Genomic DNA, 21,234 nt, shown 5'->3' with positions numbered 1-21,234 from the left:
GAACCCATCATTGTTAAACAGGCGTGATTAAACACTCCGGTTAAGTGCGCAAAAGTGTAAAGATTTCCTTAGAATTGGCCTAGCCCTCAATGATGGGGATCGTGCTAAGCCATTAAAGGACAGTTAATTTGCGATCGCCATTCATAGGTAGGCTATTTTTGAAATCGCCTGTCACATTTCTCAATATGTCTCATGCCAGAGAATTTGAGATTACAGGTGTGTCACAATGTAGGCGGTTTTGCCAACTCGGCGAAGACACTTGGAGTAGGCAATGGATTCGATGGAAACTCTTTACCAATATGCCTGGCTAGTTCCGGTGCTGCCTCTTTTGGGCGCGATGGTTCTAGGCATCGGCCTGATTTCTTATAGCAAATTTACCAGTCAACTGCGGCGTATTAGCGCCGCGTTTATCGTGACGCTGACCGGCGCTGCCATGGTATTATCCGGCGCTTTGCTCTGGAGCCAGGTACAAGGTCACGCACCCTACACTCAAATGTTTGAATGGGCTTCAGCGGGCGACTTTCAGTTGTCAATGGGTTACACCATTGACCATCTGGCGGCGCTAATGCTGGTCATTGTGACGACCGTAGCGTTTTTAGTTATGGTCTACACCGATGGCTATATGGCTCATGATCCGGGCTACGTTCGTTTTTATGCCTATCTCAGCCTGTTTAGCTCATCCATGCTGGGTCTAGTTGTCAGCCCGAACCTGCTCCAGGTTTATGTATTCTGGGAACTGGTTGGCATGTGTTCTTATTTGCTGATCGGGTTTTGGTATAACCGAGGCGCAGCCGCCGATGCTTGCCAGAAAGCATTTGTCACTAACCGAGTAGGGGATTTTGGCTTACTGCTTGGTATTTTGGCGTTGTTCTGGGCGACCGGCACGTTTGAATTTGATTTAATGGGCGATCGCTTGACTGAGTTAGTTCAGTCTGGCGGTTTAAGCCTTGCCTGGGCTGGCGTTTTTGCTGTCTTGGTCTTTTTAGGCCCGGTTGCCAAATCGGCTCAGTTCCCGCTGCATGTTTGGTTGCCCGACGCCATGGAAGGCCCCACACCGATCTCAGCGCTGATTCACGCCGCTACGATGGTAGCAGCAGGGGTCTTTTTGATTGCCCGGATGTTCCCCGTTTTTGAGCAAATCCCTAGCGCAATGACGGTAGTTGCCTGGACGGGTGCTTTTACCGCCTTTTTGGGGGCAAGTATTGCCATCACTCAAAACGACATCAAAAAAGGTCTTGCTTACTCCACGATGTCTCAGTTGGGCTATATGGTGATGGCGATGGGGGTTGGTGCTTATGGGGCTGGTCTCTTTCACCTGATGACCCACGCCTACTTTAAAGCCATGCTGTTTTTAGGCTCTGGCTCAGTCATCCACGGCATGGAAGGGGTGGTCGGCCATGATCCGGCGTTGGCTCAAGATATGCGACTCATGGGTGGCTTGCGCAAGTACATGCCAATCACCGCCATTACTTTCTTAATCGGTACGCTAGCTATCTGTGGCATTCCGCCGTTCGCTGGCTTTTGGTCTAAAGATGAAATTCTTGGTTCGACTTTTGCCGTTAATCCCATCCTTTGGGTTGTGGGTTGGTTAACGGCTGGTGCCACGGCTTTTTACATGTTCCGCATGTACTTCAGCACTTTTGAAGGCTCTTTTCGTGGTAACGACAAAGCAATTCGCCAGCAGCTTCAGCACGAAAAGCTGCAACGGCTGGGTCTTTCGCTAGGGCCTGGAGCCATGAACCCTCAAGAGCTGGTTATCGAAAATGATGCCGCAGATCATGAAGAATCGGGTCATCACCACAGTGATTCTCCTCACGAATCGCCTTTGACGATGACCTTACCGCTTATGGCTTTAGCGGTGCCTTCCGTATTGATTGGCTTAGTCGGTACGCCTTTTGCCAACTACTTTGAGGCGTTTATTCATCCCCATACCGCCGCGATCGCAGAAGTAGCTGAATCAGCAGAAGTTGCCGAAGCGTTTGATTGGCACGAATTTTTGATCATGGGCGGCAGTTCGGTTGGGATCGCCTTAATCGGTATTACATTGGCTTCCTTGATGTATCTATCGCGCAAAATTGATCCCAGCGCTATTGCCCAGCAAATTGAACCGCTCTATCAGCTTTCTTTGAACAAGTGGTACATCGACGAGATCTATGACACCGTCTTTGTGCAGGGGAGTCGTAAGCTAGCCAAGCAAGTGCTAGAAATTGACATTCGTATCGTTGATGGCATTGTCAACTTAGCGGGTTTCGTTACCTTGGTAACGGGTGAAGGTCTGAAGTACCTCGAAAACGGTCGGGCACAGTTTTATGCCCTGATTGTTTTTGGGGCAGTGCTGGGTCTAGTGCTGATTTCAGGTTTGACGTAGAGGTTTTCTGAAACGGCCTAGTCGCTTGCTGCATTCTGTAAAAAGTCTTCAGTTTTGCTACTGGCTCAGAATTGCCTTTTACACTGCTTGGCATGTGCCTCAAGCGAAGCTAATGGCCTCATATTAAAAACTTTTGTTTTTAGCAAGGTCAATTCTTTAAGCAAAGTTTTTATTTAACAGAGGCCATCTGCATTTGTAGCTGTAGCCACCAGCGTTGAGACACTTCAGTTGCCGAAAGCCTCTGACAGAAAGGCTTTTCCTTCTGCTCTTAGCCTTTAGCGATAACTCGCTGCTATAAAAGCGCGATCGCACCACGGGCTGCAAGGGTTGCCAAACAGGGTTTGCTTTTGGTCTAGACCCCAAAAACGCTGTGTTTAAGCTAGCTGTTCTTGAAAATAACTGCTTTCAAAGCATTTAGATATGAGTATCGCCAATTTACCCTGGCTATCTATAGTCATTTTTTTTCCCATCTTAGCGGCCTTATTTATTCCGTTTTTCCCCGCCGAAGCGGGCCAGACGGAACAGAAAGAAACGGCTTATCGGCTGCGTTGGTACGCTCTAATTGTGGGGCTGATTGATTTTGTTTTTATCGTCATAGCGTTTTACTACAACTATGACTTTAGTAATCCAGGTATGCAGCTAGTTGAAAGCTACACCTGGGTACCCCAGCTAGACCTGAAATGGTCGGTCGGGGCGGACGGCCTTTCAATGCCGCTAATTTTGCTGACAGGCTTTATCACCACGCTGGCGATTTTAGCTTCTTGGCCTGTGACCCTAAAGCCACGCCTGTTTTACTTTTTAATGTTGGCGATGTACGGCGGCCAGTTAGGGGTTTTCGCTGTCCAAGATATGCTGCTGTTTTTCCTAATGTGGGAACTGGAACTTATTCCGGTTTACCTGTTGCTTTCTATTTGGGGCGGCAAGCGGCGTCTGTACGCCGCCACCAAGTTTATTCTTTACACAGCAGGCGGCTCTCTGTTTATTTTGGTGGCGGCATTGGCGATGGCTTTCTATGGAGACACCATCACCTTTGATATGTCTGCCCTGATGGCTAAAGACTTTCCCCTCAAGTTACAGCTTTTGCTCTATAGTGCCTTTCTGATTGCTTACGCCGTTAAGCTACCGATTTTTCCGCTGCATACTTGGCTGCCCGATGCTCATGGAGAAGCGACGGCTCCAGTTCACATGCTGCTAGCGGGAATCTTGCTGAAGATGGGAGGATACGCCCTGATTCGCATGAATGTGGAAATGCTGCCGGAGGCGCATACTTACTTCGCCCCTATTTTGGTGATTTTTGGGGTGATCAACATTATCTACGCGGCGCTCACCTCTTGGGCACAGCGTAACCTCAAACGTAAGATCGCCTATTCTTCAATTTCCCACATGGGCTTTGTAATTATTGGCATCGCTTCGTTTACCAATTTGGGGCTGAGTGGTGCCGTTTTACAAATGGTTTCCCACGGACTAATTGGAGCCAGTCTTTTCTTTTTGGTAGGGGCGACTTACGATCGCACCCATACGCTCATCCTGAATGAAATGGGTGGGGTAGGCAAAAAGATGCCTAAGATCTTTGCAATGTTTACGGCTTGTTCGCTGGCTTCTTTAGCGTTACCCGGCATGAGCGGCTTTGTAGCTGAGCTGATGGTTTTTGTCGGCTTTGCCACCAGTGATGCTTATAGCTCTACCTTTAAGCTGTTGATTGTGATTTTGATGGCAGTAGGCGTTGTTTTGACGCCCATTTATTTGCTATCAATGCTGCGGGAAATTTTCTACGGGCCTGAAAATAAAGAGCTAGTTGAGCATGAAGTTTTGGTCGATGCTGAACCTCGCGAAGTTTTTATCATTGCGAGTTTGCTGGTGCCGATTATTGGCTTCGGTCTTTATCCCAAGCTTTTAACTCAGGTTTATGACGCCAAAACCTTAGCAATTACCGCACGGCTAAGGCAAGAAGCCTTAGAAATTGCGGATACGTCTACTCCGGCTGGGCCTTTAGCGGCTATACAACCGTTTCAAGCACCCAGTCTTCATCCTTGACGCTGTCAATGTAAATATTAGGTGACGACCTCGGAAGTGTCCTGAAACCTCCGAGGTCGTTTTGTTGTCTACCTTAGAATAAAGAGAATGCTGAGAGATTTGTAGCAATCTAGCTAAAGGCAGAAGGCAAAATAAAAGGTTTTCTGTCTTTAGCTTGCAGCCATTTAAGTGTCTTAACTTGAGAGGCTACAGCGATAAAATCCCGTTTTTGGCAAACGATCTGCTGGAGAAGCTGAGGATTGCTAGCTTCTGTCTAGGTGGCTTGTTTGCTTTAGCATTAAGGGCATTGCGGGGCAGGCTGATTGGCTTGCTCAAGAGCGGCTCAAGCATTTCTTGGCTCTTTAGTCAGCTTGTTATTCTTCAGCCTGTAGATTTTCAGTACCATGTCTCGTTCCATTTTTGCTTCGATCGCGTCTCCTGCCTTAATTTTGAGTACGGCTTTGGGTCTTAACTTAGCCACTGCGATCGCCCCTAGTAACTTACTCAAACCATTTGCTGGTGTAGCGCCGCTAGCTGCTTGGGCGCAAGCCGATGATGAACAGACCAGTATTCAAGTCTATCGTCAGGCCAGTCCGGCTGTCGTTGCCATTGATGCGGGTGAAGGGTCGGGTAGTGGTAGCCTCATCAGCCCAGATGGCCTGATTTTAACTAATGCTCATGTGGTGCGAAATGCCAGAACCGTAACCGTTCGGCTTGAAGACGGACGGCAGTTTCAAGGTGATGTCGTGGGCTATGGAGACAGCGGCCTCGATGTGGCGGCGATTCAGCTACGCAGCAATGGAGCCACCTTCCCAACTATTGCGCTAGCGGCTCCCGGTTCAGTTCAGGTAGGTCAGCGAGCTTTCGTCATTGGCAATCCTTTTGGCTTGCAGGGTACGTTTACAGTCGGTATTGTGAGCCGCTTAGATGCGGAACGCGGTTTGATTCAAACTGATGCAGCTATCAACCCCGGCAATTCGGGCGGCCCCTTGCTAAACAGTCGTGGCGAACTCATTGGTGTTAATACCTCCATTTTTACCACAGGGGCTAACGGCGGCAATATTGGCATTGGCTTTGCGATTGATATTCAGCAGATACGCCCTTTTTTAGCCGCTGTCGAGCAGGGCACCGCCGCCCAAGCCGCGACTGGTTCTATGCGTTTGGGGCAAGAGCAGCCGCCTGCCACCATTGCGGTTAACGGGCCAGTCGTAACCGGACAATTAGACGCTAGCAGCCATGTTCTGCCAGTCGATAATAGCTATTTCAATGTCTATACCTTTGAAGGTCGTGCTGGGCAGCCAATCACTATTGAAATGCGCAGCAGCGAGATTGATTCGTTCTTAATTTTGGTGGCACCGGATGGCAGCACGGTCGGGCAAGACGATGACAGTGGCGGTAACTTAGATGCTCGGTTAAGTACGATTTTGCCAGCAAATGGAGCCTATCTGATTTTGGCGAATTCTTATGCGCCTGCGGAAGCTGGTCGTTATCAGCTCCGGGTTTTATCCGAAAATCGGGTTCGAGAGGGTGGGGGCGACTTTATTTTACAAACTCAAGGGACTCTGGGTGCGGGTGATCCGGTTCTCAGCGATCGCACTTATTATGATGAGCATGTGTTTCAAGGGCAGGCGGGGCAATCTGTGACGATTGACCTGCAAAGTTCAGACTTCAACCCCTATCTGATGCTAGTCGGGCCAGATGGTGAAGTTGTCGCCGAAAACAACGATATTAGCGATCGCGATTTTAACGCTCGCATCGCCATAACTTTGCCAGTGAGTGGCCCTTATCGGGTTATTGCTAACACCTATCGCCCCAACCAGCAGGGACAATACCAGCTCACGGTTCGCTAGCGCTAACGCGACAGTCCCATCCAGGTGAAAAAATCTTGATGTGTGATCAGCTCTAAAAGCAGCAAGCTGATGAAGCCGATCATGGCAAATCGCCCATTCAGCTTTTCTGCATAGGCAGTCCAGCCGAAAGCGGGCTGGGGTTGATTTACTGGCTCGTCATCGGCTTCTGAAGGGTCAGTATCGGGTACTTGAACTTCAAATTCTTGGCTCTCTGGAGTCATCGGTCGCTAAAGCGTGATTGCTTGCATATCCTACTCTAACCGATTGCACTTCTGCTTTAAATTTATCCCTGCTAAAGCTGGTTTGCTGAATGCTTTCTAGCCAGCTAAACCTCGTTTAATGGGCTAACTTCTAATTCACTGTTAAAGAAAAATTGGCTAGCCTATAGGTTCAAAGCCCACCAATGGTATCTAGAAGTGTTTATCAACCCGTCTAGGCGATGCCTTAGCAGGGTTTACCGACCAATGCTGGCATTGAACATGGAATTTACCTCAAGTCATCGGTGCTTTGCTTATCAGTTAGGCGGCGAGGAAGCCAAATCTCGTATCTACTTTTAACCCAAACATTTAGTTAGACGCCTTATTTTTCGTTGAAACTGCTTGAAATCGATCAAGCAAGGGAAAAACTTGCTTGACAGGCACGATTTCTCCCATGCTATGATTCAGCCCTAAACCACTGCGATTTGTACCTATAACAGCTTAACTCTTAGCGCTTTACTGCTAATTAGTAGCGCTCTTTCGTAGATTATTTTTTATGACAAACACGCTAGAAATGACTATAATAAACTCCATTGTTAGCGGTAATATTTTGCTTTGTTCTGCTAAAAGACATTCGTAAGTCAGCAGTTCGCTGCAAAAACTTAAAGTTTCATCATAGTTTTTACCCTTACACGGAAGTATCGAGAGAAGGATTTTTTTGAGTCAATGGCAGAAACGAAAACAGCTCCTCTGACAGGCAAAGGGCTATTACAGAAAGTTAAAGATCTTTCCCACCTCTCTAAAAAAGAAACGGCGAGAGAGTGTGGTTACTACACGGTCACAAAAGACGGTCAGGTGCGGGTCAATCTGACAGATTTTTACGATGCCCTGTTAGCGGCCAGAGGCATTACCTTAAACCCTGAAAGTGCTAAAGACGGTAGAGGTCGGGAGCCAACTTATCGGGTCAGTGTGCATAAGAATGGCCAGATTGTAATTGGTTCTACTTATACCCAGGAAATGGGTTTAAAGCCAGGAGACGAATTTGAAATTAAGCTGGGTTACAAACACATTCATTTGATTCAGCTTGATAGTGATGGAGCTGCAGAGATAGAAGATTAAGTCTTATGTCAGCCTTTGAATCTGGCTATCTCAGGATTAAAGAGTGGATTCTATAGCTGTCAACACTTTTCTCTTTTTTGTAGCTTGGGGAGTCCTTTGGTTGCCATTAGCTATTCCTTTGGCAATCTTTCTTAAATGGCGACCGGGTCAACCTATAGAGCCAGCTCAAAAGATACCGCTGCTGGCTTCTTTATATCTTTTAGCGCCCTTGGTGATTTGGGGCGCTAGCCAGCTAGAAGCCAGTTCTTTTGCTGCTTATGGTATGGTCTGGCGGCGATCGCTGGTAATTTCTTTATTGCTAGGTTTAGGGCTAGCCTTGGTAGGTTTGGGCTTGCTGGTTGGGGTGCAACAAGCGCTGGGTTGGACGCAGTTAAAACGCAATCTGACCAGCGAAGTTGCTGCTGAGGTAAACCCGCCCCCGGCTCTGGTTCAAATTGCATTGCCATTGTTGGGGCTAGCGCTTTGGATTGGCTGGACAGAAGAACTCGTCTTTCGAGGGTTTTTAGTCAATCAGCTACACCAAGGCTATGGATGGGTAACAACAGCAGCGATCGCTAGCGCTATCTTTGCTTTGCTGCACTTAGTGTGGGAAGGTCGGCAAAACATTCCTCAACTGCCAGGACTTTGGCTAATGGGCATGGTGCTGGTGCTGGCTCGCTGGGGCGATGGTGGCCAACTGGGTTTGGCTTGGGGGCTACATGCAGGTTGGGTTTGGGGAATTGCCAGTTTAGAAACAGCCGAGATCTTTGTGCCAACCGATAAGGGAAAAACCTGGCTCATTGGCCGGGTCGGGCAGCCGCTGACCGGGGCAATGGCGATGCTGCTGATGCTGGCTACGGCTGGGGTGATCTGGCAAATCGCCAAACCCTAGCGGCTACTCAGTCAAAGCGGCGGCAGGTGTCTCAGGCTGGGTGGCTGTTTATCCACTAGCTAGGGCGATTAAGGCCATTGAGTTGACTTAGCGACAGCCTGCGTTTGAGAAGCCTGCCAAAACCTCACCAGTAAGATTTCTAGGCGAGTGGGCAGTTCTGCTACTAAAACGCCCTCTGCACTATGAGGATGTTCAGCAATCCAGTAGCCCTGCAAACTAACCTCTACCATCTCCTCATCTCCGGTTGAAAAACTGATCTCTCTAGGTGCTATTTGCTGAGATGCCGCTATCAATTGAGCCAAGTGGGGTAGGTGGGCTGAAAGCAAAAAGGCTCCGTAGCTTTTTTCAAGGGTGAAAGCGTACTGCATTTGCCAACTGAGCTGCGTTCGCTGGCTCAAAAAAGCGGCTATTGTCTGTGCTGAGCGTTCCAAGTGCAGGCTGCTTTCGCTATACGTGATCTTCAGCATGACGATGTCCTGAAAAGAGTAGAAAGCTTTACAGGGCGGTGGCTAACAATGCTGTAATAGAAAATTAAGAAGCCCCCGCCTCGGTCAGAAGCGGGAGCTGAGTTAAGACCAAAAGTGTCTCAGCTAGAAGAGTGGGTTATACTCTTGCGGCTAAGCCGCCCGCTTCGGATTAAAGACTGATATTGACCAATGGGTAGATCTATCCGGGGGGTGCCCGCTGCCAGCGCCCACTGTAGTCGATCGCTAAACGGCTCTTCGGTAGGTATCTGCGAGTTGAGTTCTGGCGCAGTTTGAGCCGCAAATAGCTGATTGCCCCGGTTTAGGGCGATCGCCTTTTGCTTATTTGTGACAGACTGCTTTACCACGAGAACTCCTGAAAATTGATGAGGGGTCAATGCTTGAGCGGCAGGCTTACTTGAAAAGTGGAGTTACCCAGCCCAAACCATCAAATTGACCTTCTTAATACTACACTTGTAACACGATAATGTCTAGACTGGAGCTATAGAGTTACAACAACTGTTTTAGGAGGTGCACCCCTCTATGCCAACGCTATCTCGATCGTCAACGACTGATATGGAAGTCACCAGCATTCGCCTAGAGCGAGACTTAAAAGAACGCTTAAAGGCGATCGCCGGAAACCGTGGCTATCAGGCGTTAATTCGAGACATTCTTTGGCGCTATGTAGAACAAAAATCGGCAGATTTGCAGCCAACCGTAGAACGGCAAGATATTCGAGCCAGCTTAGAAGCGATCGCCCAAAAAGAAGAACACTGTGCCATAACAGGGGCAGCGATCGCCCCGCAAACGCCTATGCTGCTGGGTTTAACCATGACTGGAGAGCTGGTACCACTAAGCTTAAACAGCCTAGAACCATAGGTTTGCTTGCCGCCGCTATTGGCTCGTTAATGCAAGGGAGCAGTCGGCAAGTTAGCTGTTGATTCGTCCGCTTAGGGGTGAGCTAGCGCTGGCATAGGTTTTAACCGGAATGCGCCCCGCCAAATAGGCCAGACGTCCGGCTGCCGTAGCCATACCCATCGCTTTACCCATGGCAATTGGGTTTTTGGCTTTGGCGATCGCAGTATTAATCAGTAGCGCATCAGCCCCCATCTCCATCGCTTGAGCCGCTTCGCTAGGCGAACCAATTCCGGCATCGACAACCACTGGCACCTGAGCATTTTCAATGATGATTTCGATATTAGCAGCGTTGCGAATACCCTGCCCTGAGCCAATTGGCGAACCCAACGGCATAACTGTTACACAGCCAATTTCTTCCAACCGCTTGGCTAGCAAAGGATCAGCGTTGATGTAAGGTAGCACTGCAAAACCTTCCCGCACGAGTTGCTCAGCCGCCTGCAGAGTGCCAATCGGATCAGGTAGCAAATATTTAGCGTCAGGAATGACTTCTAATTTGACAAAATTGTTGTCTTCTTGACCTAATAGCTTCGCCATTTCTCGCCCCAGTTTCGCTACCCGCACAGCTTCTTCCGCGCTCTGGCAACCCGCTGTGTTGGGCAGCATCCAAATTTGCTTCCAGTCTAAGGCTTCAGCTAACCCTTCATGGCCAGGGGCGTTGGTTTGTACCCGCCTCACAGCAACGGTTACAATTTCGCTGCCGCTAGCTGCAAGGCTATGCCGCATATCGTCGAAGTTGTCAAACTTGCCTGTGCCCGTCATCAGGCGTGATTTGAAGCTACGACCCGCAATTTTTAAGGGCGTATCGCTTGTAGATAGGTTGGGGTCGCTTAGAGGGCGATCGGCAAGTTGCATAGGGGTTGCAGGTGTAGCGGGTAAGGTGAGCAAAGCAGCGGTAGAAGATTGGTCAGAGCAAAAACGATCCCAGGCAAAAGCTGAAAGCAGCGGATCGGCAACTTGCTGCTGAATCAAACGGCCAATGAGAGTGGCAGTGATGGGTGCCAATAGTATTCCATTGCGGTGATGCCCCAGTGCCAGCGTCAGATTTTGGCAAGGGCTAGCTCCCAAAATCGGTAATTCATCTGGTGTCGTCGGTCGAAATCCCCACCAGCATTCTTGAATGGGAAAGCTTTGTAGTTCCGGATAAAGGCGAATGGCCTGCGCCAGTAGCTGTTGTATCCCAGCGGCGGTGTTGTTAGGGTTAAAGCCAACGGTCTCGACGGTTGCCCCTAAAACGATCTGCCCTCCTTGGCGCGGCACAATATAAATCTGCTCTCCATAAAGAATTTGGCCTAGCGGTTGGGGCTGAGGATAGCCGGAAGGCACCTTGAGCGAAAGCATTTGGCCTTTGCAGGGAAAAACGGGCAAGGGCAGCAGTTCTCTAGCCCAGGCTCCGGCAGCTAATACATAGTGATGGGCGCGAAAACTACCGACAGAAGTGATGACCTGTGTGACCTGGCGATCGCGCTGCTGTATACCTTTTACAGTCACTCCTGTTTGCAAATCTACGCCCAAGGTTTGAGCAGCCATGCTGAGCGTCTGCATCAGCAAGCGGTTATCAACCTGACCTTCTTCCGGAAACCACCAGCCACCGACCAGTTGTTCACTCAAACCGGGCTGAAACTGTTGCAAATCTGAGCGATCGAGCCAATAGCGAGGTGCTGTTGCCGCCCCAGTTGGGTTGGCTGGCAGGGTAAATTGAGGTGCCAAAATACCGCAAGGCCAGTAGCCTACCGTTTGCCCAGTCAGCGCTTCTAGTTTTTCCACCCAATCTGGATAAAGCGCCAAACTCCGTTGACAAAGCGTTTGCAACGGGCCGGGGGGAAGTTCTTCGGCTTGAGGAGCCAGCATGCCAGCAGCAGCATGACCCGCCGCCGCTTGAAAATCGCGGCTGAGGACTGTTACCGTCGCACCTTGCTGCTGCAAGTCAACGGCAATGGCCAACCCCATAAGGCCACCCCCGATGACCAGGACATCAGATGTCCCACCCATATCACTTTCCTAATCTTGTGAACTCAACACTGAGGCTATTAGCCTACCAAAGGGCTGGAATCGAAGTGTCAACTGCTTGCCCAGACTGGCTACTCTCTCCCCCCGCAGAACCCGTTGGGGCAGGTGTGCCAGAAGCGCCAGTATCGGTGGTTCCAGCCTGAGATTGGCCGCTATTGGTATCGGCAGTATCTTGAGCCTGCTCAGTCGGCTCACCAAAATTATCACTGGCTGAAACAGGAGATGCTTGAGGTGTCTGCCGCTGGGCTAGCTGTCCAGCTTGCTGAATCGGCTCTGAGCCTGAAACAGGTTCAAAATTGTTAGCGACTTGGTTAGCACCGTCTGAGGTACTTTGACCCAAATTGTCAATCCAGCTAGCGACTTGGTTGCCGGAACCCACACCATACATGACGAGTACAGTCGCCCCTGCCAAGATTGCACCGAGAATATACCTGTTCATGCCTGCTTACCTGTTGCTCTCTTCCATCTTCGCTCAGGGACTCTATTTTTGGGGATATTTGCCGAGAATATTTTAGTGGCCTTTGCCTAAGCAAGGATTGGCAGCGATCTGGCCTAGGAGGTTGTTTCCTTAGAAGCGCTGTCTGATGCTGAACTTCTGAACTAAAGATCTTTTGTCTAGTAATTTTAAAATCTCTGGGTTCTAAGATTTCTGAGTCCTACAGGTTTGACCAGCCAAGGGCAGATCGGCGTGAGAGAATAGGGTCAGGGTCGCTATTAAACTCAATGAATAGCTTCAGGCGTCTGAGTAGTTTGTAAACTATAGACTTTATAGACTATTTTTTTGAGTTTTACTCACTGACTTTTGTTGTCCCTTAGGTGTGCTAAACGCAAACTGCTCTCTCCCATGACTCAATCTGCTGCTAAGTGGTCTCCTCAAGTTTGGATTTATGATACGACGCTCCGCGATGGTGCCCAGCGAGAAGGGTTGGCGCTTTCCATTGAAGATAAGTTGAGAATTGCTCATCAACTCGATCGCTTAGGTATTCCTTTTATTGAAGGCGGCTGGCCGGGGGCTAATCCTAAAGACGTACAGTTTTTTTGGCAGCTTAAAGAATCTCCCCTGAGTCAGGCTGAGGTGGTGGCGTTTTGCTCAACTCGCCGTCCGGGGCGGCAGGCGGCTGACGAGCCAATGCTACAGCCGATTTTAGCCGCCGGAACCCGGTGGGTAACCCTATTTGGCAAGTCTTGGGATTTGCATGTGACGGAAGGGCTGCAAACCACGCTGCCAGAAAATTTGGCGATGATTGAAGATACCATCACTTTTTTGCGCAGCCAAGAACGCCGCATTATTTATGATGCTGAGCACTGGTTTGATGGCTATAAGCACAATGCCAATTATGCTTTGCAGACGCTAGGAGCGGCGATCGCTGCTGGGGCAGAATGGCTGGTTCTTTGCGATACCAATGGCGGCACTTTGCCTCACGAAATTACCGAGATTGTGCAGGCCGTGCAAACCTGGTTGGTGAAACAGCCCTTAGTTGAAGGCATTGTGCCAAAGCTGGGGATTCACACCCACAATGATTCAGGTACGGCGGTGGCCAACGCACTGGCGGCTGTGCAAGAAGGGGCTGTCATGGTACAGGGGACGATGAATGGCTATGGTGAGCGTTGCGGCAACGCCAATCTTTGTACTTTATTGCCTAACTTGCAACTGAAGCTGGGGCGTTCTTGTATTCAGCCCGCTCAGCTCGCAACGCTGGCCGAAACCAGCCGTTTTGTGAGCGAGGTGGTCAATTTAGCACCCGATGATCACGCTCCCTTTGTCGGGTTATCAGCTTTTGCCCACAAGGGGGGCATTCATGTGAGTGCGGTGGAGCGTAACCCGCTAACCTACGAGCATATTGAACCAGAGCAGGTTGGTAATCGCCGCCGCATTGTTGTTTCTGATCAGTCTGGTTTAAGCAATATCATTGCTAAGGCTCGCAGTTTTGGCATTGAGCTAGACAAGAAAAATCCAACCTCTCGCCAGCTATTAGATCGCTTAAAAACGCTAGAGCACGAAGGTTATCAGTTTGAAGCGGCTGAAGCTAGCTTTGAACTATTGATGCGTGAAGCTTTGGCACAGCGTCCTCAGTTTTTTGAACTCAAAGGGTTTCAGGTCAACTGCGATCGCATGCCGGATGGCGATCTCTGGCGTAGCCGTTCCTTAGCAACCGTTAAGGTAGAAGTGAATGACCAGGAAATTCTAGAAGCTGCTGAAGGCAACGGCCCTGTCTCAGCTTTAGATGCTGCCTTGCGTAAAGCATTACTCAACTTTTACCCTGCGATCGCCCAGTTTCATCTGACCGACTACAAAGTGCGTATCCTCGACGGCAAAACGGGTACTTCAGCCAAAACGCGCGTTTTACTAGAGTCTAGCAACGGCGCTCAACGCTGGACGACGGTGGGGGTTTCGACTAACATCATCGAAGCTTCCTATCAAGCCGTGGTTGAAGGACTCGAATATGGGCTAATCATGCAAGAACAGCCCATTGAAGCCGTTTTAGCGTCAGGGTAAAAGGGCTGCAAAACAGACGCTCAATCTTGGGCTGAGCGGTCTATTCTGCTTTCTACTGAGCCAAAAGGCTGCCAGAATTGAATATTTCTCCTGACGCTTCTATCTTCTATGCTTCCCCCGCTAACGATCGCTACCATTTGGGCCATTCTCAACGAAGAACTACCCGATGAGACGGTTAACCAGCTTGTTTGGCACTACTTGGGATATCGCTATGACAAAACGACCCAACAGTGGGATACCACTGATGTTGAAACCAACTGGCTAGAAAAATATCCGCAACCGCCCGACTTTATTGCCAGTCGTCCGGCTACCGTGCAGCTAACGCGATCGATTCCCCCAGAAAATAAGCAACTGCTGAAGGAACAGCTAGGATTCAAAGGCTACAGTATCGACCAACTCGTACCCCGACTCACCCGACGGGCAACAATGGCCAACTGGTTGTTGAGCTATTTAAAGGAACACAACCTCTCTTAGAATATCGCCTATTCCCGGCGCTCAATCACCAGCGTTAGATGAGCTACCATCGCACCAATCACGCCCACAGCGGCAATTACCGGAAAAACAGCCGCGCTGACCACGCCGCCAACCACGCCGACGGTCAGCGGAATTTCAATTAAGACGCGGCCTTCGTCATTTTTGATAATGATGCGCCGAATATTGCCCTCATGAATTAGCTCTTTCACCTTGGCAACCAGCGTGTCACCAGAGATACTGAACTCTTCAGTGGTAACGCCTTCTGGGGGAATGTTGGTCTGAGCTTCGTCTTGCGGATCAACAGGGATAGTTTTGACGGGGATGGTATCTACAGGGTCAGAAGGTGGTTGATTGAGCGGATCCATTAGGGTAAGGCTCCTAAACGTCTTTACCTGCCATTTTAAGGATGAAACCTGAGAAAGTTGTGACGAAAAAGGCTAGTGCGGCTTAACTGTACGTTCTAACACATCCATAGCAGGCTCTACTAAAGCCCAAGTGCCATCTGGCTGCTTCCGCAAAGCGGCAAACTGCAGTGTTTCTCCTGTACCCACCTTGCTACCAGCTTTGACCTCTCCCAGTCGGGTGCCCTGCAAACCGCAAAATCGGAATAAGTAAGCGGGTACCTCTGGGCTAGAAAACATAACGCAGTCGGCGACGCTAGGCTGAACTTTGCCATCGAACGGCGCATGAACCGCTTTCCCCCTCAACTCAATTGAGATATCGCCAAGGCCACCGCTGACGTGATAGCCAGCGATTTCACTACCGGGTTGCAAAGCCCAGTTTTGATGGATGGAAACCTGTCGGGCTGGCGGAGAAGCGGCTTGGCTACAACCCATAACTAGCAGTAAACTGCTGATCCCTAAAGTACGCCACATATTGGATTACCTACTTGCGAAAGCTAAAGTCGTAGCCGACGTACTGGTTGTCTGTGTACTCGACGACTAACCAGGTATCGATATCAAACTCTAGGGGATAAGCCTGCCGCTCTAGCGGGCCGCTGACCTCAGCAGCTTTAGTAGGTAGGAGGCAGTAAGGTTCTTGAAGCAAGTCTTCGACAGCCGCTCGACTGGAGGTTTGAGGGATACTGATTAGCTGGGTCAACTCATCTCTAGACAAACGAGCAGATTCTTGAATCACTTGAGTGCAAACCTCAGCCTGGGTTTGTTGATTCTGCGCCGACTTTGGAGAGACGACTAAGGCAGCTAGCGCCAGAATTGAACCGCCAGCGATGAAAGCTTTAGCAGGCCGCCGCTGCCGCCGCCGCATCGGACTGCGGCCGGACGGCACAGCCCTAGAAGCAAGACGGGGGGAGACCGACGGCGGCGTTGGGTGGGGATAGTGCTGCCGGGGATAGTTGTGATCTGAGTAATGAACCATGCTGTTCTCTCCCTGCTAAGGCTGATGAGTCACCAGTGTGAGCTAGCTTCGAGCACTCAGCGGCTAAATTCATGCTGCTAGAAAACAGCAAGCTTGTATTTGAGCCACGGGGGATAGAGCGCTAAAGCTATGTCTAGAGCTGACACCTCAATCATAGTACAAATGTACTGAAACGATGAATGTTTATAGCTTCTTTTTCGGTAATTTCTCTCTAGCTTTGGGGGTAGATCAAGTTGTTTAGAGATCTATTTCCTAGTCAATAACGGCTAGCAGCCTTTGCGGATGCAGAGATCGCCTCAGCATCGAACAAAGGGCTGCTATTGACTGCTTGCTTTGGCTGTTTGTCGCCAGTTTCTTTTAGCCGCTGCACCATACGTCGTATAGCCACGCCTCTTTCACCTCTGGATATTCTTCGCTATAGGCTTCCAAGGCTGTTTGCTCTAGGCGCTGCGATCGCTGGTGAGCGGCTTCTGCTTGTAGCTTTTCAACCGTTTCCCAAGCCTGACGGCATTTTTGAGTCGTGACCCCATAGGAGTGACAAGTGCTGCGAGCTTGAGCGATCGCGGTTTGAATTCGCTGCTCCCACACGGTGGCTTGGGGACGTTCGGCAAAATCGGCTTTGGTCAAAATATCGCTGATGGAAATAACGCCTAGCAGCTTTTTCTCAATCACCGGGGCAATGTGAATATTAGCCTGGGTGAGCAGACGCGCGACATACTCAACCTGGAGGTCTGGATTAACCACAATACAAGGCTTGGTCATGATTTCGTAAACTCGCATTTGTTGAGGATCCTGACCGTAAGCGACGACCTTGCTAACGATGTCGGTTTCTGTGACGATGCCGTAAGCATCTTCTTCGTGGTGGCGCTCTACAATGAGCGATCGCACCTGATGCTTGCGCATTTGGGCAATGGCGACAGCAACGGGGGCGGCACTGCTGATGGTGATGACCTCAGAGGTCATAATGTCGGCTGCTTTCATAAGGGTGCTGGTGAGTGGTCGCTAAGGGCAAAAGGTTGAGGGTAGAGGGCAGAAAAAAGCTTTTCAGCTAGAGAAGGCTTGCAGCTATTTGCGTGTCTCAACTCTTATCACTACAGCTATAGCTTTATCCTCGCAGAATAAGCAAAAAAGAGTGCGATCGCCGATCGCACTCTTTTGGTCTGACAAAGCAGCCAATAAGTAAAAGTGATGACCTTAACAACAGCAGGAAAGGGCTTTTCTCCCACCTGAAAATTAGCGATCGCTTTCTAGCGCTGCCGTTTTCACAGAAAACTGTTGCGTTTGGCTACCCCTTCTGACTTTAACCTGTAAGGATTTGCCCACTTCACTGCGATCAATTTGAGTTTGCAGCTGATCTGAAGAGGTAATGGCTTTGCCTTCCACTTCGACAATAACATCGCCCCGGCGTAAGCCTGCTTCTGCGGCTGGGGTACCTGAAATCACACGTACCACCAGTGCCCCATTCACCTCAGGCAAAGTGAAGCCAGAATTAGGATCTTCGTTATTGCGCTTGGCCATATCGGGTGTCAGTGTGGCAATCTGAACCCCCAGATAAGGATGGGCAATTTGCTCACCTCGTACCAGGCGGTCTTTGATTTCTTTGGCCTTGTTGATTGGAATGGCAAAGCCAATCCCCATTGCGTCTGCTCGAATGGCAGTATTAATGCCAATCACTTCACCGCTTTGATTCAAAAGAGGGCCACCGGAGTTGCCAGGGTTGATGGCGGCGTCGGTTTGGATAAACTCCAGGCGTTTGTCGGGAATGCCAACGGTGGCACTAGAGCGTTTGAGGGTGCTAACAATACCCAGCGTCACCGTATTGTCTAAACCGAGGGGATTACCGACGGCGATCGCCCAATCCCCCACCGCTATCTGGTCAGAATCGCCCAGGCTAGCAATGGGCAAATCTTCACTGCCAGCATTAATTTTCACCACAGCCAGATCGGTGACTTCATCTTCGCCTTCGACAGTCCCGGCAAACTGGCGACCGTCTTTGAGCGTGACCGTCACCCGATCAGCCCCATCAACCACATGGGCATTGGTCAAAATATTACCGCTGGGGTCAATGATAAAGCCTGAGCCTTGGCCGCGCAGCAGTTGTTCTTCCTGAGGTAAGCCAGACATCCCGTTTGGCCCACCAAAAAAACCTCTAAAAAACGGATCTTCAAAAAATGGATCAGGTGAGCGGCGAACCACTGTTTTTTCAGTATCAATACGGACAACTGCTGGCCCTACTTCTCTAACCGCCGCCGCTACAAAGCTGTCGTTCGCGTTAGCCACCGGAACTTGAGCCAAGGCAACGGCTTGGGCTGGCAATAGACCCAAGTGCCCGACTAGCAAAAGACTGATGCCTAAAAGCACCAGTCTGCGACCCCAAAGACGGATCATGTGTTGAAAGCGCTGCGTTAATCTCATCGGCCTTAGTAAAAACCCAATAAAACCTAACTGAACCCGTTTCTGAAAGGCTGATCGAGTGAGTCGGCATCGGCTCAGACCGTTCTCAACTGACCTAAATACCAATGTGCCCTTTCTCAGACTAACCCCCTTTCTGTAACTTCCATCGTGACGGAGAGGGCAAAGCGACTTCAAGTAGGGGTAGTTAGACTAGGATGAGTACGGTTCTCCTCACCGCCGTTGGGAACTGTTTGCCTGTCTAAAACATTCCATAGCTTAATCGATCCATTTCAACTGCTTAGTTAAGTACCATGCCAACTCTTTTTCCGCGTCAACTGGTTAGCGGTAGTCTTTTGGGGAGCGCTGTGATCATCGGTAGCCTGCTCATGAGTTGCAGTCAGGTCGGTACGCCCGAACCTGAACCACTTTCGTTTGAGGCTCAGCTTGCTGATCACTTAACCGCTGAAGGCGATAAGATGTACGGGGCTTACTGGTGTCCCCATTGCGCTGATCAAAAAGAGCGCTTTAACGACGCTGTCGATCGCATTCCTTATGTAGAGTGTGATCCTAGCGGTGAAAATGCCCAACCTGAGGTTTGCCAAGCTAAAGGCATTCAGGGTTACCCTACCTGGGAAATCAATGGTGAATTGTATATGGGCGTGCGATCGCTAGAAGAACTGGCCGAGCTATCAGGATTTGAGCCTGGTTCAGAATAGTCGCTAGACTAGTAGTCTTACTGGCGATTCACTTACCCTACCTACTGACACTAATGACGGCTTCCGATCTTTCCTTTGGTACCGCGTTCAATCAATCGCGCGAGACTTTGCCGCTGCCCCCTGTTGAGTCAAACCCCCATAGCCACGGAGAGCACGCTCACGTTCATAGCGAGGAATCGCTAAAGCGTATTATTAATCGGCTGGCTCGGGTAGAAGGTCATATTCGCGGCATCAAAACGATGGTGCAAGAAAGCCGTCCTTGCCCAGATGTTTTAGTGCAAATTGCCGCCGTTCGGGGGGCGCTCGATCGCGTTGCCCGCATTATTTTAGATGAGCATTTATCAGAGTGTGTCAGCCGCGCAGCGGCTGAAGGCAATATTGAAGCCGAAATTGAAGAGTTGAAAACGGCGCTCGATCGCTTTTTGCGCTGAGCCTGGATCGCTGAGGGTTGATCCGGTTTGAAGCACAAGCTAAGTGGCTAGATCAGGTGCTAAAAAACGCCGCCGAAAAACGCCGTCGCCAAAACTGACTTTGGGCGATCGCTGCGGTTTCTGAAATAGCCTTTTGCCAACAGTTGCCTTGCCTTCCGCGCTGGAAAATCCCATAGCCGCCTTTGAAGTCAATCTTTACGTTGGTTAACAGTGATACAGTATTCTGGATTGTATACAGTATACATTTTTGCCAAATAGGTGCCCTGGGCATCGCTGTGGTGTTGTTAGAGGGAGGTTAAAAAGCATGACCGTTCAGCTGCTACCTGTTGTCAATCGCGATCGCCTCTATCAGAGCCTGATGGATTTGGCTGAAATTGGCAAATTACCAGCAGATGGTGTCCGTCGGCTTGCTTTTAGCCCCGAGGATATCAAAGCCCGTCAGTTGGTCTGGCGCTGGATGGCGGCGGCTGGCTTATCGGTGCGCTCTGATGCGGCAGGCAATATTATAGGAACCTTACCGGGCAAGCAAAACGCCCCAGCTTTGGCAACTGGCTCTCACATTGATACGGTGCCCAAAGCCGGAAAGTATGACGGCACGCTGGGGGTGTTAGCGGGTATTGAAGTTGCGCGAACGCTAAAAGAAAGCGGGCTACAACTGCAACATCCCTTCGAAGTGATTGTCTTTACCGACGAAGAAGACAGCATGATTGGTAGTAAAGCGATCGCTGGTACAGCCGCGCTAGATCCCGACCAATATGCGCGGAAAAATCAGCCCTCGATTCAATCCCGTCTGCGTAAGGTTGGCGGTGACTGGCAGCAGCTAGCAACTGCGCGTTGCAGCCGTCAGCATATCTGCGCTTTTGTCGAACTGCACGTCGAGCAAGGACAAGTGCTAGAAACCGCTGGCAAAAGTATTGGCGTCGTTGAAGGGGTTGTGGGTTTACAGCGCTACCAAATTTTGATTAAAGGTGCCCCCAACCACGCAGGAACAACGCCCATGGAACTGCGACAAGATGCCTTAGTCGCGGCTGCCCACCTTGTTTTAGCGGTAGAATCGCTGGCTAAGACTCGACCAGGGCGGCAGGTTGCTACGGTAGGTTCGCTGACAGTCTGGCCCAATGCGACAAACGTGATTCCGGGCGAAGTTCAGGCTAGCTTAGACGTCCGCGATCTCTCTAAAGCTGAGATTGTAGGCTTAGTGGATGCTCTCAAAGCTGAAATGATTCAAATTGCCGAGGCGACTCAAACGGAGATTACCATCACGCCCGTATTGGATGTTGATCCCAGCCCAGCCGCCCCTGTGATTCAGCAAACCATTACTCAAGTGTGCGATCGCTTAGGCTTTAGCCACATGCCTCTGCCTAGCCGCGCTGGCCACGATGCTCAAGCAATGGGACGCTTTACTGATATGGGCATGATTTTTGTGCCCAGCGAGGGGGGCATCAGCCACTCGGAAATCGAATATACTTCTCCGGAACAGTGTGCTCAGGGGGCAACGGTACTGCTGCAAACGCTGCTTGAACTCGATCGGGTTTACC

22 protein-coding genes are annotated in these 21,234 nt (G+C 50.1%); 11 read left to right on the top strand and 11 right to left on the bottom strand.

The features are described from left to right. The first annotated feature begins 280 nt into the window (after positions 1–280). The 3 genes from ACTS3T_RS09870 to ACTS3T_RS09860 all read left to right on the top strand — a co-directional run bounded on the left by ACTS3T_RS09870 (position 281) and on the right by ACTS3T_RS09860 (position 6,231). Positions 281–2,368 (top strand): NAD(P)H-quinone oxidoreductase subunit 5, encoded by a 2,088-nt coding sequence (locus ACTS3T_RS09870; RefSeq protein ID WP_377961912.1) that lies wholly within the window; start codon positions 281–283, stop codon positions 2,366–2,368. A 426-nt stretch (positions 2,369–2,794) separates the two neighbouring features. Next, complete coding sequence (locus ACTS3T_RS09865) at positions 2,795–4,402, top strand: NAD(P)H-quinone oxidoreductase subunit 4 (RefSeq protein ID WP_377961914.1); 1,608 nt, start codon at positions 2,795–2,797, stop codon at positions 4,400–4,402. A 383-nt stretch (positions 4,403–4,785) separates the two neighbouring features. Next, positions 4,786–6,231, top strand: coding sequence for a trypsin-like peptidase domain-containing protein (locus ACTS3T_RS09860; protein ID WP_377961713.1), 1,446 nt, complete (start codon positions 4,786–4,788; stop codon positions 6,229–6,231). A 2-nt stretch (positions 6,232–6,233) separates the two neighbouring features. On the opposite strand, the gene ACTS3T_RS09855 is transcribed toward ACTS3T_RS09860, so the two are convergent. After that, positions 6,234–6,452 (bottom strand): chlorophyll a/b-binding protein, encoded by a 219-nt coding sequence (locus ACTS3T_RS09855; RefSeq protein WP_377961716.1) that lies wholly within the window; start codon positions 6,450–6,452, stop codon positions 6,234–6,236. 702 nt (positions 6,453–7,154) lie between these two features. On the opposite strand from ACTS3T_RS09855, the gene ACTS3T_RS09850 reads away from it, so the two are divergent. Both ACTS3T_RS09850 and ACTS3T_RS09845 read left to right on the top strand, forming a co-directional pair. Continuing rightward, on the top strand, positions 7,155–7,547 hold the full coding sequence (locus ACTS3T_RS09850; RefSeq protein ID WP_377961718.1) for an AbrB family transcriptional regulator: 393 nt from the start codon (positions 7,155–7,157) through the stop codon (positions 7,545–7,547). A 43-nt stretch (positions 7,548–7,590) separates the two neighbouring features. Beyond that, on the top strand, positions 7,591–8,418 hold the full coding sequence (locus tag ACTS3T_RS09845) for a lysostaphin resistance A-like protein (protein WP_462934929.1): 828 nt from the start codon (positions 7,591–7,593) through the stop codon (positions 8,416–8,418). Positions 8,419–8,486: 68 nt separating this feature from the next. Here the strand turns inward: ACTS3T_RS09845 and ACTS3T_RS09840 are convergent, their stop codons facing one another. Together ACTS3T_RS09840 and ACTS3T_RS09835 are read right to left on the bottom strand one after the other, a co-directional pair. Next, positions 8,487–8,885, bottom strand: a complete 399-nt coding sequence (locus ACTS3T_RS09840; protein WP_377961724.1) for an alr0857 family protein — start codon at positions 8,883–8,885, stop codon at positions 8,487–8,489. A gap of 119 nt (positions 8,886–9,004) precedes the next feature. Further along, positions 9,005–9,250 (bottom strand): hypothetical protein, encoded by a 246-nt coding sequence (locus tag ACTS3T_RS09835; protein ID WP_377961727.1) that lies wholly within the window; start codon positions 9,248–9,250, stop codon positions 9,005–9,007. A gap of 175 nt (positions 9,251–9,425) precedes the next feature. Here ACTS3T_RS09835 and ACTS3T_RS09830 point away from each other — a divergent pair, with 175 nt between their 5' ends. Next, the gene (locus ACTS3T_RS09830; protein WP_377961730.1) at positions 9,426–9,761 is read left to right on the top strand and encodes a hypothetical protein; all 336 of its coding nucleotides are present in this window, start codon (positions 9,426–9,428) and stop codon (positions 9,759–9,761) included. Positions 9,762–9,812: 51 nt separating this feature from the next. On the opposite strand, the gene thiO is transcribed toward ACTS3T_RS09830, so the two are convergent. Then, on the bottom strand, positions 9,813–11,789 hold the full coding sequence (gene thiO / locus ACTS3T_RS09825) for a glycine oxidase ThiO (protein WP_377961733.1): 1,977 nt from the start codon (positions 11,787–11,789) through the stop codon (positions 9,813–9,815). Between the two features lie 43 nt (positions 11,790–11,832). Further along, positions 11,833–12,246 carry a hypothetical protein gene (locus ACTS3T_RS09820; protein WP_377961736.1) on the bottom strand — a complete coding sequence of 138 codons (414 nt, stop codon included), beginning with the start codon at positions 12,244–12,246 and terminating at the stop codon, positions 11,833–11,835. 405 nt (positions 12,247–12,651) lie between these two features. Here ACTS3T_RS09820 and cimA point away from each other — a divergent pair, with 405 nt between their 5' ends. Together cimA and ACTS3T_RS09810 are read left to right on the top strand one after the other, a co-directional pair. Next, positions 12,652–14,304 carry a citramalate synthase gene (cimA, locus tag ACTS3T_RS09815; RefSeq protein WP_377961739.1) on the top strand — a complete coding sequence of 551 codons (1,653 nt, stop codon included), beginning with the start codon at positions 12,652–12,654 and terminating at the stop codon, positions 14,302–14,304. 108 nt (positions 14,305–14,412) lie between these two features. Beyond that, a complete protein-coding gene (locus ACTS3T_RS09810; RefSeq protein ID WP_377961742.1) occupies positions 14,413–14,778 on the top strand; it encodes a DUF1823 family protein in 366 nt (121 codons plus the stop codon). Between the two features lie 8 nt (positions 14,779–14,786). Here the strand turns inward: ACTS3T_RS09810 and ACTS3T_RS09805 are convergent, their stop codons facing one another. From ACTS3T_RS09805 to ACTS3T_RS09785, 5 genes are all read right to left on the bottom strand, one after another. Next, positions 14,787–15,143 carry a DUF4342 domain-containing protein gene (locus tag ACTS3T_RS09805; protein ID WP_377961744.1) on the bottom strand — a complete coding sequence of 119 codons (357 nt, stop codon included), beginning with the start codon at positions 15,141–15,143 and terminating at the stop codon, positions 14,787–14,789. A 72-nt stretch (positions 15,144–15,215) separates the two neighbouring features. After that, positions 15,216–15,653: a hypothetical protein gene (locus ACTS3T_RS09800; protein ID WP_377961746.1), complete on the bottom strand. Its 438-nt coding sequence runs from the start codon at positions 15,651–15,653 to the stop codon at positions 15,216–15,218. A 10-nt stretch (positions 15,654–15,663) separates the two neighbouring features. Continuing rightward, positions 15,664–16,155 carry a hypothetical protein gene (locus ACTS3T_RS09795; RefSeq protein WP_377961748.1) on the bottom strand — a complete coding sequence of 164 codons (492 nt, stop codon included), beginning with the start codon at positions 16,153–16,155 and terminating at the stop codon, positions 15,664–15,666. A gap of 357 nt (positions 16,156–16,512) precedes the next feature. Beyond that, entirely contained in the window at positions 16,513–17,136 is a 624-nt protein-coding gene (locus ACTS3T_RS09790; RefSeq protein WP_377961751.1) for a CBS domain-containing protein, read from the bottom strand. 252 nt (positions 17,137–17,388) lie between these two features. Continuing rightward, positions 17,389–18,570: an HhoA/HhoB/HtrA family serine endopeptidase gene (locus ACTS3T_RS09785; protein ID WP_377961754.1), complete on the bottom strand. Its 1,182-nt coding sequence runs from the start codon at positions 18,568–18,570 to the stop codon at positions 17,389–17,391. A 290-nt stretch (positions 18,571–18,860) separates the two neighbouring features. Here ACTS3T_RS09785 and ACTS3T_RS09780 point away from each other — a divergent pair, with 290 nt between their 5' ends. Both ACTS3T_RS09780 and ACTS3T_RS09775 read left to right on the top strand, forming a co-directional pair. Then, complete coding sequence (locus ACTS3T_RS09780) at positions 18,861–19,265, top strand: glutaredoxin family protein (RefSeq protein ID WP_377961757.1); 405 nt, start codon at positions 18,861–18,863, stop codon at positions 19,263–19,265. A 53-nt stretch (positions 19,266–19,318) separates the two neighbouring features. Beyond that, a complete protein-coding gene (locus tag ACTS3T_RS09775; protein ID WP_377961760.1) occupies positions 19,319–19,696 on the top strand; it encodes a metal-sensing transcriptional repressor in 378 nt (125 codons plus the stop codon). Positions 19,697–19,735: 39 nt separating this feature from the next. Here the strand turns inward: ACTS3T_RS09775 and ACTS3T_RS09770 are convergent, their stop codons facing one another. After that, positions 19,736–19,870 carry a hypothetical protein gene (locus ACTS3T_RS09770; RefSeq protein WP_377961762.1) on the bottom strand — a complete coding sequence of 45 codons (135 nt, stop codon included), beginning with the start codon at positions 19,868–19,870 and terminating at the stop codon, positions 19,736–19,738. 130 nt (positions 19,871–20,000) lie between these two features. Here ACTS3T_RS09770 and ACTS3T_RS09765 point away from each other — a divergent pair. Then, on the top strand, positions 20,001–21,234 hold a 1,234-nt coding region (locus tag ACTS3T_RS09765), incomplete at its 3' end, for an allantoate amidohydrolase (protein ID WP_462934928.1).

The organism is Almyronema sp., assembly GCF_052168255.1.
Classification (GTDB): Bacteria; Cyanobacteriota; Cyanobacteriia; order Phormidesmidales; family Phormidesmidaceae; genus Sphaerothrix; species Sphaerothrix epifaneia.
The sequence above is the reverse complement of the archived record's forward strand: the minus strand, read 5'-3'. Positions and strand labels throughout refer to the sequence as shown.

What these genes read in the sequence shown, in the direction of transcription:
- ACTS3T_RS09770 (WP_377961762.1), bottom strand. Translation starts at nt 19,870, where the DNA reads ATGGGATTTTCCAGCGCGGAAGGCAAGGCAACTGTTGGCAAAAGGCTA.
- ACTS3T_RS09870 (WP_377961912.1), top strand. Translation starts at nt 281, where the DNA reads ATGGAAACTCTTTACCAATATGCCTGGCTAGTTCCGGTGCTGCCTCTT.
- ACTS3T_RS09820 (WP_377961736.1), bottom strand. Translation starts at nt 12,246, where the DNA reads ATGAACAGGTATATTCTCGGTGCAATCTTGGCAGGGGCGACTGTACTC.
- ACTS3T_RS09855 (WP_377961716.1), bottom strand. Translation starts at nt 6,452, where the DNA reads ATGACTCCAGAGAGCCAAGAATTTGAAGTTCAAGTACCCGATACTGAC.
- ACTS3T_RS09810 (WP_377961742.1), top strand. Translation starts at nt 14,413, where the DNA reads ATGCTTCCCCCGCTAACGATCGCTACCATTTGGGCCATTCTCAACGAA.
- ACTS3T_RS09775 (WP_377961760.1), top strand. Translation starts at nt 19,319, where the DNA reads ATGACGGCTTCCGATCTTTCCTTTGGTACCGCGTTCAATCAATCGCGC.
- thiO (WP_377961733.1), bottom strand. Translation starts at nt 11,789, where the DNA reads ATGGGTGGGACATCTGATGTCCTGGTCATCGGGGGTGGCCTTATGGGG.
- ACTS3T_RS09790 (WP_377961751.1), bottom strand. Translation starts at nt 17,136, where the DNA reads ATGAAAGCAGCCGACATTATGACCTCTGAGGTCATCACCATCAGCAGT.
- cimA (WP_377961739.1), top strand. Translation starts at nt 12,652, where the DNA reads ATGACTCAATCTGCTGCTAAGTGGTCTCCTCAAGTTTGGATTTATGAT.
- ACTS3T_RS09785 (WP_377961754.1), bottom strand. Translation starts at nt 18,570, where the DNA reads ATGAGATTAACGCAGCGCTTTCAACACATGATCCGTCTTTGGGGTCGC.
- ACTS3T_RS09800 (WP_377961746.1), bottom strand. Translation starts at nt 15,653, where the DNA reads ATGTGGCGTACTTTAGGGATCAGCAGTTTACTGCTAGTTATGGGTTGT.
- ACTS3T_RS09780 (WP_377961757.1), top strand. Translation starts at nt 18,861, where the DNA reads ATGCCAACTCTTTTTCCGCGTCAACTGGTTAGCGGTAGTCTTTTGGGG.
- ACTS3T_RS09795 (WP_377961748.1), bottom strand. Translation starts at nt 16,155, where the DNA reads ATGGTTCATTACTCAGATCACAACTATCCCCGGCAGCACTATCCCCAC.
- ACTS3T_RS09860 (WP_377961713.1), top strand. Translation starts at nt 4,786, where the DNA reads ATGTCTCGTTCCATTTTTGCTTCGATCGCGTCTCCTGCCTTAATTTTG.
- ACTS3T_RS09830 (WP_377961730.1), top strand. Translation starts at nt 9,426, where the DNA reads ATGCCAACGCTATCTCGATCGTCAACGACTGATATGGAAGTCACCAGC.
- ACTS3T_RS09850 (WP_377961718.1), top strand. Translation starts at nt 7,155, where the DNA reads ATGGCAGAAACGAAAACAGCTCCTCTGACAGGCAAAGGGCTATTACAG.
- ACTS3T_RS09805 (WP_377961744.1), bottom strand. Translation starts at nt 15,143, where the DNA reads ATGGATCCGCTCAATCAACCACCTTCTGACCCTGTAGATACCATCCCC.
- ACTS3T_RS09840 (WP_377961724.1), bottom strand. Translation starts at nt 8,885, where the DNA reads ATGCTGAAGATCACGTATAGCGAAAGCAGCCTGCACTTGGAACGCTCA.